This is a genomic window from Pseudarthrobacter sp. GQ63, assembly GCF_059758765.1.
In genome coordinates this window covers 127,368-140,716 of the sequence record NZ_JCAXEF010000004.1, presented here as the reverse complement: position 1 = coordinate 140,716, position 13,349 = coordinate 127,368, and the positions used below count along the sequence as shown (strand labels likewise).

Sequence of the window (13,349 nt, the reverse complement as noted above, 5' to 3'; positions counted from 1 at the left end):
CGGCAGCCCTGCAGAGTGATTGCCGGCAGGACGACGGCGGTCAGTTGCGCTGGGAGACCAGCTCGCCGTCGTCGTCCTTGACGCTCTCCACAGCCCCGGCATCCGGTGCCCTGTCCGCACCTGCTGTTGCTGGTGCCGGCCCGGGAAGCCCCGCGGCGAGCCGCTCGGCTTCCTCGCCGCCCACGGCCTCGCCGCGGGCCACCATGCCCGCAGTGTCCGAGAGCGGGATCTGCTTCAGCGTGATGGCCAGGACCAGGGCCGCCGCAATAAAGGGGATCAGGTACCAGAACACCGGGGCAAGGGACTCGGCGTAGGCGTTGACGATGGCGCCGCGCAGCTGCTCCGGAAGCTGGCTCAGGGCCTGCGGATCCAGCGTGCTGGTGGACTGGGCCGCCTGGTCTGCCGACGCGCCGGCGCCGGTAAAGGCACTGGTGAGGGACTCCGAGAGCCGGTTGGTGAAGATCGCGCCGAAGACGGCCACACCCATGGCGGCGCCCACTTCGCGGAAGTAGTTGTTGGTGCTGGTCGCGGTGCCGATCTGGTCGGCCGGGACAGAGTTCTGCACCACCAGGACCACAACCTGCATGATCAGGCCCAGGCCGGCGCCGAAGATGAACAGCTGGACGCAAATGACCCAGATGGGGGTGCTGGCGGCGAGGGTGGTCATCCAGAGCATGGCGGCCATGGTGAGCGCCGCGCCGAGGATCGGGAACATCTTGTACTTGCCGGTCTTGGAGATCCGGATGCCGGAGTAGATGGATGTGCCCATCAGGCCGGCCATCATGGGCAGCATCAGCAGGCCGGATTCAGCCGCGGAGGTGCCCGAGGACATCTGCAGGAAGGTGGGCACGAACGCAATCGCGGAGAACATGCCCAGCCCAAGGGTGAAGCCGATGGCCGTAGCGTTGACGAAGATGCGGTTGCGGAACAGGCTCAGGGGAATGATGGGATCTTCGGCCCGGCGTTCCACCATGATAAAGGCGGCCGCGGATAGGACCATGCCTGCACCGAAGGCCCATGTGAGGGGGGAGTCCCAGCCTTCGTCCTTCTTTCCGCCGAAGTCCGTGAAGAAGATGAGGCACGTGGTGGCGGCGGACAGCAGGACGACGCCCAGGATGTCGATCCGCTTGTCTGCCTTCTTGTTCGGCAGCGTCAGGGTGAACCACGCAACGGCGAACGCTGCGATGCCGATGGGGATGTTGATGTAGAAGGCCCATTCCCAGGTCAGGTGGTCCACAAAGAAGCCGCCAAGCAGGGGGCCGGCCACGGCGGAGAGGCCGAAGACGGCGCCCAGCGGGCCCATGTATTTGCCGCGGTCCTTTGCCGGCACAATGTCGGCGATGATGGCCTGCGAGAGGATCATGAGGCCGCCGCCGCCCAGGCCCTGGATGGCACGGAAGATGACGAAGCCCCAGAAGTCGGTGGCCAGGGCGCAGCCCACAGAGGCCAGGGTGAAGAGGGCGATGGCTGTCAGGAACAGGTTGCGCCGGCCCAGCACGTCACCGAATTTGCCGTAGATGGGCATCACGATGGTGGTGGCCAGCAGGTATGCGGTGGTGATCCAGGCCTGGTGTTCCACGCCGCCCAGCTTGCCCACGATGGTGGGCATGGCGGTGGAGACGATGGTCTGGTCCAGGCTGGAGAGCAGCATGCCGGCAATGAGGGCGGAGAAGATGATCCAAATGCGTTTCTGCGTCAGCAGCAGCGGGCCGGCTGCTGCCTTGGCACTGGCGGCGGTGCTCATGAGTGTCCTTCTGCGGGTACCGGGAGTTCGAATGGCTGTGAAAAGAGCTCGCTGGCGGCAGAGATGTTCTCCATCAGCAGCTCGGCGTACGGGCGGGTGTTGCCTTCGGAGAAGTAGGCCATGCTGCTTTTCCGGGCGATGGTCCCCAGCAGGACCACAGCCATCTGGACCACGGGGTGGTCCGGGGCCACGCCTTCGCGAAGTGCGACATCCCGGGCGAACTGGGCTTCCCGCTGCTCGGTTACTCCGATGATCCGGAGGATCAGCTGCGGCTCCTTCTTAATGACGCCGATCAGCTGGCGGGTTTCCTCTTCCGAGGCGGCCATGTGCTCGGACAGTTTCAGGGAAAGCCGGACGAGGTCCTGGAACAGCGTGGGGGAGATTTCGCCGGCGGGCGATGCGTGCCCGCCCGCGATGAATTCCTCCAGGACACCTGCGGGAATGTCATCGTCGATGTGGCCGAGGACGGCATCTTCCTTGGTGGGGAAGTAGTTGAAGAACGTCCGGCGGGAAATGTCGGCCTGCTCGCAGACCTCCTCCACGGTGTAGCCGTTGAGGCCGCGTTCGGCGGTCAGCTTCCGGGCGATCGAGGTGATTGCGGAGCGCGTTGCTGCCCGTTTGCGCTCGCGGAGGCCGCCCGCTATTGCTGCACTTTCATTCACAAAGTACAGTTTTGCACTCCATGCCACTTAGTGCAAGTTTCTGGAACTCCTCAGCACGACGTCGGCCGCCCGCCTTCGCTGGGAAGGTGGGCGGCCGCCGTCGTGCTTTGGCAGGGGCCTTTCGCCGGTGGACCGGCGGTGAAAGGAGACTAAGCCTTGTGCGCCGGAGCCGTCATGGTGGTGACATCCAGTGCCTTGTCCAGGTCCGCTTCGGAGACCTGGCCCTCGCCGTCACCGACGAAGCCCAGCTTCTCGGTGGCCTGGCGGACGGTCAGGCCCTCCGCGACGGCGGTCTTGGCGATCTTGGCCGCGTTCTCGTAGCCGATGTACTTGTTCAGCGGAGTCACGATCGACGGGGATGCCTCGGCCAGGAAGCGGGCACGCTCCACGTTCGCGGTGATGCCGTCGATCATCTTGTCTGCCATGACCCGGCTGGTGTTGGCGAGCAGGCGGATGGATTCCAGCAGGTTGGACGCCATAACCGGGATGCCGACGTTCAGCTCGAACGCGCCATTGGTGCCGGACCAGGCGATGGCGGTGTCGTTGCCGATGACCTGGGCTGCCACCATGATGGAGGCTTCGCAGATGACCGGGTTGACCTTGCCGGGCATGATGGATGAGCCGGGCTGCAGGTCCGGGATGGCGATCTCGCCAAGGCCCGTGTTGGGGCCGGACCCCATCCAGCGGAGGTCGTTGTTGATCTTCATGAAGGAGATGGCGATGTTGCGCAGCTGGCTGGACGCCTCGATCAGGCCGTCGCGGTTGGCCTGCGCCTCGAAGTGGTCGCGTGCCTCGGTCAGCGGCAGGCCCGTGTCCGTGGCCAGCAGTTCGATGACGCGCTCCGGGAACCCGGCCGGGGTGTTGATGCCGGTGCCCACCGCCGTGCCGCCAAGGGGAACTTCGGCCACGCGGGGGAGCGAGGCGTTAATGCGCTCGATGCCGTAGCGGACCTGGGCCGCGTAGCCGCCGAACTCCTGGCCCAGGGTCACCGGCGTGGCATCCATCAGGTGGGTGCGGCCGGACTTGACCACGTCCTTGAATTCAACAGCCTTGCGCTCCAGCGATTCGGCCAGGTAGCCGAGTGCGGGAATGAGGTCGTTGATCAGGGCGGAGGTTGCAGCAACGTGCACCGACGTGGGGAAAACGTCGTTGGAGGACTGCGAGGCGTTGACGTGGTCGTTCGGGTGGACAACCTTGTCGCTGCCGGCCGCCTTGAGGGCACGGGTGGCCAGCTCGGCGATCACCTCGTTGGTGTTCATGTTGGAGGACGTGCCGGAGCCGGTCTGGAAGACGTCGATGGGGAAGTCGCCGTCGTACTTGCCCGTTGCGACCTGGTCCGCGGCCTCTGCAATGGCTTTGGCCAGCTCGCCGTCGAGCACACCCAGTTCAGCGTTGGCCTGGGCGGCAGCCTTCTTGACCCGGGCCAGCGCTTCAATGTGCGCAGGCTCCAGGGTTTTGCCGGAAATCGGGAAGTTCTCCACTGCCCGCTGCGTCTGCGCGCGGTACAGTGCGTTCACGGGGACGCGGACTTCGCCCATCGTGTCATGTTCAATGCGGAACTCTTCAGTGGAAGTCATGGGGCTAGCTTAGGACGCCCGGGCGCCGCACCGAAAACCGTGAACTGCTTGCTACACGCTGCCAGCGGAGCCTTTCCGGAACGCCCCTTAGAGCTCGCCGATTCCGGAAACAAGGTTCGCGCGGCCCTCAGCCAGGCTGTACGAAAGGCCGATCACGGCGGCCTTGCCTGACCCGATTGCGTCGGAAATCACACGGGAGCTGTCCACGAGCCGTTCCGAGGTCTGCTTGACATGCTCCACCACCATGTCGTTGACGTCGGTCTGCTCGTTGCGCAGCGATGTCAGGACGGAGGGCGTGATCCGTTCCACGAGGTCCCGGATGAAGCCTGCCGGCATATGTCCGGTTTCCACGGCCGACTTCGTGGCGCTCACGGCACCGCAGCTGTCGTGTCCCAGGATCACGATCAGCGGCACGCCCAGCACGCCGATGCTGTATTCGAGGGACCCCAGGACGGCGTCGTCGATCACCTGGCCTGCGGTCCTAACGACGAAGACGTCGCCCAGGCCGACGTCGAAAATGATTTCAGCGGCGAGCCGGGAATCGGAGCAGCCGAAGATCACGGCGAACGGGTGCTGGTTCTCCACCAAAGAGGACCGGCGCGACGCATCCTGGTTGGGGTGCGAAGTCTCACCGTTGACAAAACGTTCATTGCCTTCGCGCAGCCGGCGCCAGGCGAGTGCGGGAGTCAGGTAGGTAGTCACGCGCCTACCTTACGGCGCTGCGGCGGGGGAGGGTGAAACTGTGACAGCCGGGTTGCTTTCCAGGGACGTGACGACGGCGGCCGCCAGTGCGGCGAACTCGTCCAGTTGGGCCTCCCCGGACAAGACGACGGTGGTCCCGCGGTAGTCCAGCACCAGGGACTTCTCACCCTTGCCGGTGTCCCGAAGTTTCCATTCCTGCCCGCCGGCGCTCCGGGAGCCGGTGACGGGTGCGTTGCGCGTCTGCTGCAGCAGCCAGGTGGGGTTCGCGTTCCTGGTCTGGACCAGCCCGATGAAGGACTCCTTAGGCGTCAGGTATCCCACTTCCCAGGTGGGGACGCCGTTGCCGGTTCCGGCTTCCCACCGGGCGTAGTTGGGACGGAAGCTGTCGCCGGTGTCCGGCGCGACGGGTGTGAATCCTGCCACATCCGTGGCATTCCGCGAGACGGCTGCCACGTCGATGTTCGGACGGTAGCCATCGCTCTTGGGCAGCGGATTCATGAGGATGATGGGCAGGAACGCGGCAATGCTCACCACCAGGGCGATGATCATTCCGATGACCGAGGCGTTGGCGCGTTTTGCGGCAGCAGCCGGAATGACAGGCTTTATCGGCGCATTTCCTGCCGCGGCGCCGGGTCCGCCGTTGCCCTCGGATCCGGCCGGCTCGGGGCTGGGACTGGTCTTTTCCTGCATGTCATTCACCCCTCTATAGTCGCCCATTCCGGCAGCCGACTTCCATTTGGGCGCATCAGGCCCCTGGTCGCCGTCGCCGGTACATTGCGCGGGCGCGTCATCCGCCACCCCGTTGAGCGGCTCGCGACTATGATCGGTAGCAGAGGAATCACCGCGCTGCTGCACCGGCGGGGCGGGTTTTATGATCGCCACTCGAAGAAGAGGTTCACGTGTCACCAGCGTCCATGACCCAGAAGTACTCCACGATCTCCCCGTCGCTTGCCGTAGGCATTGACGAGCCGGACCGCAACCTTGCCCTCGAGCTTGTCCGCGTGACTGAAGCCGCAGCCATCGCCGGCGGCCACTGGGTAGGCTTCGGCGACAAGAACAAGGCCGACGGCGCAGCGGTCGACGCCATGCGCTCCTTCCTCCAGACCGTCCACTTCAACGGCGTTGTGGTCATCGGTGAGGGCGAGAAGGACGAGGCCCCCATGCTCTTCAACGGAGAGCGCGTCGGTGACGGCACCGGCCCAGAGTGCGACGTTGCCGTGGACCCCATCGACGGAACCCGCCTGACTGCCCTGGGCATCAACAACGCCCTGGCCGTCCTCGCGGTGGCCGAGCGCGGCTCCATGTTCGATCCTTCCGCCGTGTTCTACATGGAGAAGCTCGTCACCGGCCCCGAAGCCGCGGACATGGTGGACCTCCGCCTCCCGGTCAAGCAGAACCTGCACCTCATCGCCAAGGCGAAGGGCGTCAAGGTCAACCAGCTCAACGTCATGATCCTCGACCGGGACCGCCACAAGCCGCTGGTGGAGGAAATCCGTGAAGCCGGTGCGCGCACCAAGTTCATCATGGATGGCGACGTCGCCGGTGCCATCGCCGCAGCGCGGACCGGCACAGGCGTTGACGCGCTGATGGGCATCGGCGGCACGCCGGAAGGCATCGTTACAGCCTGCGCCATCAAGTCCCTGGGCGGTGTCATCCAGGGCCGCCTCTGGCCCACCAGCGACGAAGAGAAGCAGAAGGCCATCGACGCCGGCCACGACCTGGAACGGGTCCTCTCCACCAACGACCTCGTCTCCAGCGACAACTGCTACTTCGCCGCCACGGGCATCACCGACGGCGACCTGCTGAAGGGCGTCCGCTACTCCAAGGACAAGGTCCTGACCCAGTCCATCGTGATGCGTTCCAAGTCCGGCACCATCCGCTTCGTTGACGGCGAGCACCGCGCTGACAAGTGGGAGGGCTACGCCCGCAAGAGCTGACGCCCGGCGCGCTAATTCGCCAGGCCCCCGGAGTGCGCAGCGCACTTCCGGGGGCCTGGCGTTTTAAGCGCTTGGTATAGGGTTGAAGCCATGATTCCTGCTGTTGTGCCCTGTACTGACCGCGCCCTCTGGGACGACCACGTTGACCGGTTCCAGGGACATCCGCAACAGTTGTGGGGCTGGGGCGAAACCAAGGCCATGCATGGCTGGACCGTTGACCGCGTGCTCATCAACGACGCCGGCAACACCATCGGTTGCGCCCAGCTGCTGGTCCGCCGCCTTCCGCTTCCCTTCCGGGCCCTGGTCTACATTCCGCGGGGGCCCATGTGCGCCCCGGAGAACGCGCAGGCGGTCCTGAACCGGCTCGCCGAGCATGCGGCAGTCCGGCACGGTGGCGTTGCCCTGAGCATCGAACCCGACTGGGACCAGGACTCTGTTTTTGCAGGAGCCGTGGCAGCCGCAGGATTCCGTCCGTCCGCCAACACGGTGCTGATCCCGCGCACGCTGATCCTTGACCTCACCAGGTCCGACGACGAGCTCATGGCGGACATGTCCAAGTCCACGCGTGCGAACATCCGCAAGGCGATGCGCAGCGACGTTGAGTTCCGCAAGGTGAAGAACGACGCCGAACTTGAACAGGTGCTCGCGATCTACCACGAGACCGCTGAACGCGCCGGGTTCGGGATCCACGAGGACCAGTACTACCGGGACATTTTCCGGAACATGGGGGATGGCTCACCCATCATTGGGGCGTTCGACGGCGAACAGCTGCTGGCGTTCGTCTGGCTCGCCAGGAGCGGCTCCACTGCCTTTGAGCTCTACGGCGGCGTGTCCGCGGAGGGACAGAAACAGCGCGTCAACTACGGCGTGAAGTGGGCGGCCCTGCAGGCTATGCGGGAGGACGGCTGCCGCCGGTACGACTTCAACGGACTCCTCAACGACGGCATCTCCGACTTCAAGAAGCAGTTCGCCAAGCACGAAAACATGCTCATGGGAACCTGGGAGAAGCCGCTTTCGCCGCTGTACCCCGCCTACGCCCAGGCCATGCCCCTGGCGCGTCGGGGACTCCAGACGGGACGGCGCGTCCTGAAGGCCGCTGCCGGCCGGGTGCGCCCCCTGCTCCAGCGGCTGCGCCCCGGCAGCTAGCTTCACCCCAGCTGCGCTCAGCAAAGGGCGACGGCGGCACCCCGCCCGGGTGCCGCCGTCGCCCTTTGCCGTTGCTGCCTGGAGCGCCGCCGGCTGCTAGAGGCCGGTGGTCACGGCAAAGGCAAGCGCCTGCTCCGTGCTGCCGGCCACGGGGTGGACGTTGACCGGAGCCTCGGCGGCCGCCAGGAAGGCGCTGCCGCCCCTCGACAGCTGCAGGTCGCCCTTGGGCGAGTCCAGGTAGATATCTCCTGCCACCACGATGACAACGGCTGCCCCGGACTGCGCCAGAGGGACCGGGGCCGCGCCCGGCGCGAGCTCGATCCGCTGGAGCTGGAACTCCTCGAACGGCGGGCGGAACACTTCCTGGTCCAGGGCCGTCCGCTCGGCGGCCAGCATGGGCACCGCAACAGGCTGGAAATCAACGGTGCGGAGCAGTTCGGGTACGTCCACGAACTTCGGCGTGAGGCCGCCGCGCAGGACGTTGTCCGAGGACGCCATGACTTCCACGCCGAGGCCGTGCAGGTACGCATGGATGTTTCCGGCCGGCAGGTACACAGCTTCGCCCGGCGCCAGTGACACCCGGTTCAACAGCAGGGAGATCAGGACACCGGGATCCCCTGGATACTTCTCGTTGAGGCTGATGACGGTTTTCAGCTCGGCCTCATGCGGGGCCAGGGCGGCTTCGGACAGGAGTGCAGCCACCACCAGCGCCGTATCCTCAGCCACGGACCGGCCTCCGGTGATGAGGCGCTCGAAGGCCTTCCGGAGGCCCTGCCCCTCGTCGCTGGCGCCGAGGTCCTCCTGCAGCTCTCCCACCAGGGCGGGGACCCCCGCTTCGCTGGAACCACAGGCTGCGGCGACGTGCGCCAGGATCTCCCGCGTTTCCGCCACCGGACGGAATCCGCACAGCGCCTCAAACGGGGTCAGGGCGAGGATCATCTCGGGTTTGTGGTTGTCGTCCCGGTAATTGCGGTTGGGGGCGCCCGCCGGCACCCCTTCCGCGTTCTCGCGGGCAAATCCGGCGCGCGCCTGCTCCAGGCTGGGGTGGACCTGCAGGGACAGGGGCTGGGCTGCGGCGAGGATCTTGGCCAGGAAAGGCAGCCGGGGGCCAAAACGGGCCACGGAGTCCGCGCCAAGGTAATGGTCGGGATCGCTGGAGATGAGGGCATCCAGCGCGGTCCCCGCCGGCCCGTCCCCGGGGACGCGGGCGGTGGATGGCGAATCGGGGTGCGCGCCGATCCACAGTTCGGCTTCCGGGCGGCCGGACTCGGGCCGGCCCAGGAGGGCCGCGATGGCCGTCGTCGAACCCCAGGCGTAGTCGCGCAGGACGTTCTCAATCTCGTACAAAACCGGTTCCGTTCCCTAGGTCTGCTGGATGAAGTGTGCGGCTACAGCGGAGCGCACTGGCCGTTGGTTGCCACGAGCCCGGCGATGGCCTGCTCGTTGCCCTCAAGCTTGAGCTGGGTCAGCATCTCTTCGGTGATCAGCTCGCCATCTGGCGTGGTGGTCACCGGAGTGAAGTCCGACGGCGCCGGCGACTGCTGTGCCCGAACGGAGCCGGCAAGGGGGAAGATGCCGGCAGGCCTGGCTGCCGCGGCCTGGAGACGGCCCGGTGCGGCGCCCGTTTCCACCATGGTGTCGTCCTGCACGCCTGCCGCCTGGGGCGAGGACGCGGACGCCAACAGCTGGTCCACGCGGTTGTGGATCTCGTCGAAGTCCGGAACCGTGGAGAACGAGGCATCAAAGTCAGGCGGGCCGATGGTCAGCCGTTTGATGTCCTGGCCCTTGGCCTTCATGGCAAGGTCCACAAAGCTCCCCAGCTGCGAGGAGGAGATGTTGGAGTCCACTACCTTGGTTCCAGCGTCGGCGATGTCCTCGAACTTGGCCAGCAGGGTGGCGGGGTCCAGTTGCTTGAGCATGGCCTGCTGCACGCACTGCTGGCGCTGGATGCGCGAGTAGTCGTCCACATACTCCCGTGACCTTCCGTACCAAAGTGCCTGGTTGCCGTCGAGGGTTTGTTCACCGGCCGGGATCCAGCCCAGCGGCATGCCGTGGGTCTGTGTGAAGTCGTCAAAGTAACCGCTCATGGGAACCCACCCGCCGGCTTTGATCCTGATGCCGCCCATCGCGTCGATGAGCCTGGAGAAACCGTCCATGTCCACCAGGACGTAGGCCTGCACCGTGAGCCCAAGCGTCCCGGATACGGCTTCCAGGGTGGCCTGCGCGCCGGGGTCGGCCACTCCGGGGTACAGGTCGGCGTACTCGTTCGTCACCTCGGTGTTGATGGCATTGATCAGGCACTCGTCCCCGCAGTCGTAGCCGTCCGGGTAGATGGCCCGCATGGGGGAGTCCTCGCTGAACTGGGCGTTCTGGAGGTTCCGGGGCACGGAGATGATGGCCGTCTGCCCCGACTTGGCATCCACGCTGAGGACGGAAAGGCTGTCCGGGCGCCTCCCGGTGCGGTCCTCGCCGGCGTCCCCACCCATCATCAGGAAGTTGTAGCGGCCTTCAACGGGATCGATCGTGGGGCCGGAGGAGAAGATGCTCCCGATCGCATTACGCCCCACATTGAGCAGGTAGGCAGCATAGCCAAGGGACCCGCTGCCCAGGACCATGGCCAGCACCAGTGCTATCCCCACTGCGGGCCGTGCCCGGGGTGCCAGCAGTGTGGGGCGGATGAGCCGGAGGGTGTTGAGGAAGAGCAGTGCCCAGGCAGCTGCCAGGGCTGCCAGCAGGATGACGATCACCAGGGAAGTGACGGGATGGGTGATGATGTTGATCAGCAGGGTCCGGTTGAAGAGCAGCAGGAGCACCGCGGCGGCCAGGGTTGCCCAGACGCCGAGGGTTACGCGCAGCGCGGCACGGCCGAGTTTGCGGCTGCCGGCCACGACCTGGGCGCTGCCCGGAACCAGGAGGGTCAAAAGGATGAGGACGAAAGCCCGTTTCGTGCGCACAGGAGAGGAAGCACTGGCTGGGTAACGGACCGGGTCGGTCATGGAGGTGCCGGGGGCGGCCTGCCGCATTTTGCTGCTGGACATACGCGCCGCCTAGCGGCCGCTCCGCAGGGCGCCGTTGCCGTCTGCGAAGACCTCGCTGACTTTCTGGCGCAGGTTGGCACCCTTGCGGGTGGCGACTGCGTTGAGGTCTGCTGCGAAATCAAGGAGGTCCGCGCGGAGCGACGCTGCGAGCTCGTCCGTGCCCGCAGCGAGCATCCGCACGGCTAGAAGCCCGGCGTTGCGGGCTCCTGCGATGGACACGGTGGCCACCGGGACGCCGGCAGGCATCTGGACGATCGACAGCAGGGAATCCATTCCGTCCAGGGTCTTGAGCGGAACGGGAACCCCGATCACCGGGAGCGGGGTGACGCTGGCCAGCATTCCCGGCAGGTGGGCTGCGCCGCCGGCCCCGGCGATGATGACCCTCAGGCCGCGTTCATGGGCTGTCTGCCCGTAACGGATCATTTCGGTGGGCATCCTGTGGGCTGACACGACGTCGGCCTCGAAGGGAATGCCGAACTCCGCCAGCGCGTCAGCCGCAGCCTCCATAACGGGCCAGTCGGAGTCGGATCCCATGACGAGCCCCACCAGCGGGGCGGCCTCCGAAGCTGTGGAGGGGGTGGTTGGGGCGCTCATGGCTTCTCCTCGAAAGTGCTTGGCAGTTCTTCTGCCGGTGCCCGGCCGTCGCGGATGATGCTTGCCACCATCGTGGCACGGCGGCGGACGGAATCAACGTCCGCCGTGGATGAACCCACCAGGTTTACGTGGCCGATCTTGCGGCCCGGGCGGACGGACTTGCCGTAGCAGTGCACCTTTGCGGCGGGTTCGCTGGCAAGCGCCATCGGGAAGGCAGAAAACAGGTCCTGGTTGTCGCCGCCCAGGAAGTTTTTCATTACCACCACGGGGCCAAGCACATCGGTGGCGCCCAGGGGAAGGTTCAGTACCGCCCGCAGGTGCTGCTCGAACTGGCTTGTCACCGAGCCGTCCTGCGTCCAATGCCCTGTGTTGTGGGGGCGCATGGCGAGTTCGTTGATCAGGAACCCTGCCCCGACGCCGGGGGTCTCAAAGAGTTCAACGGCCAGCACGCCCGTGACGCCAAGTTCACCAGCAATCCGCAGGGCAGCGTCCTCCGCGGCAGCAGCGACCTCCACCGGGATGTCCAGGGCGGGAGCTATCACTTCATCACACACACCATCCACCTGGATGGTGTGTACCACCGGCCAGGCGCGGGCTTCGCCGTCGGGTGTCCTCGCAACGAGTGCTGAAAGCTCCCGCGTGAATTCCACTTTGGCCTCAGCGAGGAGGGGGCTCATGGCGTCAAACCATTCAGAGGTTTCGGCAGCTTCTTCTGCAGAGGCGACGATCCTGACACCCTTGCCGTCGTACCCGCCGCGCGGCATCTTCAGCACAACGGGCCAGCCTGTTTCATCGCCGAAACTGACCAGTGCCGCCACGTCCGGCACGGAGGCCCAGGCCGGGTTGGGAAGCTCCAGCCGGTCGATGGCGGCGCGCATGACCAGTTTGTCCTGGGCGTTCACGAGTGCATCAGGCCCGGGCTGGACGTTAACGCCGGCGTCCTGCAGCGCGCGGAGGTGGTCTGTGGGGACGTGTTCGTGGTCAAAAGTCATAACGTCCAGGCCTTGGGCAAAGTCCAACAGCGTCTGCAGGTCCTTGTAGTCGCCCACCGGCGAGGAGGACACTGCCGAGACGGCAGAGACGTCGTCCCCTTCGGCGAGGACACGGAGTTCGAAGCCGAGGGCAGTTGCTGCAGGGGCCATCATTCGGGCAAGCTGGCCGCCGCCAACTACGCCTATTACTGGAAAAGTCACATGGGCCAGCCTACCGAAGACCGTCCGGTATCCCGCGCTCCGGTCCGGCGGGCCGGGAGTATTTCAGCGGCTGGGGTACCCCTTTCCGCCGGTTGGGAAGGCTGACTCACAGGTTTGGGGGCTAAAATGGGCTCCGGCCCAATGGCCCACAGTTCACACAGCCATGGAGGGCCATGTTCACCACACTTGCAGACCGTATCCGGGGGCTCGCCTCGCTTTTTTGGCGCGAAGTGGCCAAGTTCGGAGCCGTGGGCGGTGTGGCCTTCGTGATCGACAACGGTCTCACGTACTACCTGATGCACGGTCCGATGACCGACAGCGAGGCCAAGGCGCGGTTCGTTGGCGCTTCCGTAGCCACGGTCTTCTCCTGGATCGCCAACCGCCTCTGGACCTTCCGGCACCGCCGGCAGGCCAACGTGCTCCGCGAATTCCTGATGTTCGTCCTCATCAACGGGATAGGCATCGGGATCTCCACGGGCTTCACAGCCCTTGCGAAATACGGGATGGGCATCACGGACAAGAACATGTTGTTCCTGGCCGGAGTGGCGGGCATTCTTGTGGCTACCGTGGTCCGCTTCTTCGCCTACCGGTTCCTGGTCTTCAACCAGGAACTGGACCAGGAACCGGAGTTCTCCCACGACCACGAGCTCATCGAGCTTCACCACCGCCACAAGGAGCACGGCTCCGGGGTGGAGCGCGAAGCGGAGCCCGAGCCTTCGACCGACGGGCGCGCCAAGCCGTAGCTGGAGAACGTGG

12 protein-coding genes are annotated in these 13,349 nt (G+C 65.9%); 3 read left to right on the top strand and 9 right to left on the bottom strand.

Features of this window, described 5'->3' with window-relative positions; translation table 11 throughout:
- Window positions 1-40 precede the first annotated feature (40 nt).
- From AC6CHP_RS09515 to AC6CHP_RS09495, 5 genes are all read right to left on the bottom strand, one after another.
- Window positions 41-1,744: an MDR family MFS transporter gene (locus AC6CHP_RS09515; protein WP_377195130.1), complete on the bottom strand. Its 1,704-nt coding sequence runs from the start codon at window positions 1,742-1,744 to the stop codon at window positions 41-43.
- Window positions 1,741-2,406 carry a TetR/AcrR family transcriptional regulator gene (locus AC6CHP_RS09510; RefSeq protein ID WP_188730332.1) on the bottom strand — a complete coding sequence of 222 codons (666 nt, stop codon included), beginning with the start codon at window positions 2,404-2,406 and terminating at the stop codon, window positions 1,741-1,743. The genes AC6CHP_RS09515 and AC6CHP_RS09510 overlap by 4 nt, the downstream gene beginning before the upstream one ends.
- 149 nt (window positions 2,407-2,555) lie before the next feature.
- Entirely contained in the window at window positions 2,556-3,983 is a 1,428-nt protein-coding gene (locus tag AC6CHP_RS09505) for a class II fumarate hydratase (protein ID WP_104185371.1), read from the bottom strand.
- 87 nt (window positions 3,984-4,070) lie between these two features.
- Window positions 4,071-4,685: a carbonic anhydrase gene (locus tag AC6CHP_RS09500; RefSeq protein ID WP_498229421.1), complete on the bottom strand. Its 615-nt coding sequence runs from the start codon at window positions 4,683-4,685 to the stop codon at window positions 4,071-4,073.
- 9 nt (window positions 4,686-4,694) lie between these two features.
- A complete protein-coding gene (locus AC6CHP_RS09495; RefSeq protein ID WP_498229702.1) occupies window positions 4,695-5,375 on the bottom strand; it encodes a DUF4245 domain-containing protein in 681 nt (226 codons plus the stop codon).
- A 224-nt stretch (window positions 5,376-5,599) separates the two neighbouring features.
- On the opposite strand from AC6CHP_RS09495, the gene glpX reads away from it, so the two are divergent.
- Both glpX and AC6CHP_RS09485 read left to right on the top strand, forming a co-directional pair.
- Window positions 5,600-6,622, top strand: a complete 1,023-nt coding sequence (glpX, locus tag AC6CHP_RS09490; RefSeq protein WP_181038053.1) for a class II fructose-bisphosphatase — start codon at window positions 5,600-5,602, stop codon at window positions 6,620-6,622.
- 90 nt (window positions 6,623-6,712) lie between these two features.
- Complete coding sequence (locus AC6CHP_RS09485) at window positions 6,713-7,768, top strand: lipid II:glycine glycyltransferase FemX (RefSeq protein WP_188730330.1); 1,056 nt, start codon at window positions 6,713-6,715, stop codon at window positions 7,766-7,768.
- A 96-nt stretch (window positions 7,769-7,864) separates the two neighbouring features.
- On the opposite strand, the gene manA is transcribed toward AC6CHP_RS09485, so the two are convergent.
- From manA to AC6CHP_RS09465, 4 genes are read right to left on the bottom strand one after another with little or no spacing between them, the layout of a single operon-like run.
- Entirely contained in the window at window positions 7,865-9,115 is a 1,251-nt protein-coding gene (gene manA, locus AC6CHP_RS09480; protein ID WP_498229418.1) for a mannose-6-phosphate isomerase, class I, read from the bottom strand.
- A 41-nt stretch (window positions 9,116-9,156) separates the two neighbouring features.
- On the bottom strand, window positions 9,157-10,806 hold the full coding sequence (locus AC6CHP_RS09475; RefSeq protein ID WP_498229416.1) for an LCP family protein: 1,650 nt from the start codon (window positions 10,804-10,806) through the stop codon (window positions 9,157-9,159).
- A 9-nt stretch (window positions 10,807-10,815) separates the two neighbouring features.
- A complete protein-coding gene (gene purE, locus AC6CHP_RS09470) occupies window positions 10,816-11,400 on the bottom strand; it encodes a 5-(carboxyamino)imidazole ribonucleotide mutase (protein ID WP_188730323.1) in 585 nt (194 codons plus the stop codon).
- Window positions 11,397-12,593: a 5-(carboxyamino)imidazole ribonucleotide synthase gene (locus AC6CHP_RS09465; RefSeq protein ID WP_188730321.1), complete on the bottom strand. Its 1,197-nt coding sequence runs from the start codon at window positions 12,591-12,593 to the stop codon at window positions 11,397-11,399. Before AC6CHP_RS09465 ends, purE begins: the two co-directional genes overlap by 4 nt.
- Window positions 12,594-12,766: 173 nt before the next feature.
- On the opposite strand from AC6CHP_RS09465, the gene AC6CHP_RS09460 reads away from it, so the two are divergent.
- On the top strand, window positions 12,767-13,336 hold the full coding sequence (locus AC6CHP_RS09460; protein ID WP_104185362.1) for a GtrA family protein: 570 nt from the start codon (window positions 12,767-12,769) through the stop codon (window positions 13,334-13,336).
- Window positions 13,337-13,349: the final 13 nt, after the last annotated feature.

What these genes read in the sequence shown, in the direction of transcription:
- AC6CHP_RS09515 (WP_377195130.1), bottom strand. Translation starts at nt 1,744, where the DNA reads ATGAGCACCGCCGCCAGTGCCAAGGCAGCAGCCGGCCCGCTGCTGCTG.
- AC6CHP_RS09505 (WP_104185371.1), bottom strand. Translation starts at nt 3,983, where the DNA reads ATGACTTCCACTGAAGAGTTCCGCATTGAACATGACACGATGGGCGAA.
- AC6CHP_RS09495 (WP_498229702.1), bottom strand. Translation starts at nt 5,375, where the DNA reads ATGCAGGAAAAGACCAGTCCCAGCCCCGAGCCGGCCGGATCCGAGGGC.
- glpX (WP_181038053.1), top strand. Translation starts at nt 5,600, where the DNA reads ATGACCCAGAAGTACTCCACGATCTCCCCGTCGCTTGCCGTAGGCATT.
- AC6CHP_RS09485 (WP_188730330.1), top strand. Translation starts at nt 6,713, where the DNA reads ATGATTCCTGCTGTTGTGCCCTGTACTGACCGCGCCCTCTGGGACGAC.
- AC6CHP_RS09475 (WP_498229416.1), bottom strand. Translation starts at nt 10,806, where the DNA reads ATGTCCAGCAGCAAAATGCGGCAGGCCGCCCCCGGCACCTCCATGACC.
- purE (WP_188730323.1), bottom strand. Translation starts at nt 11,400, where the DNA reads ATGAGCGCCCCAACCACCCCCTCCACAGCTTCGGAGGCCGCCCCGCTG.
- AC6CHP_RS09460 (WP_104185362.1), top strand. Translation starts at nt 12,767, where the DNA reads ATGTTCACCACACTTGCAGACCGTATCCGGGGGCTCGCCTCGCTTTTT.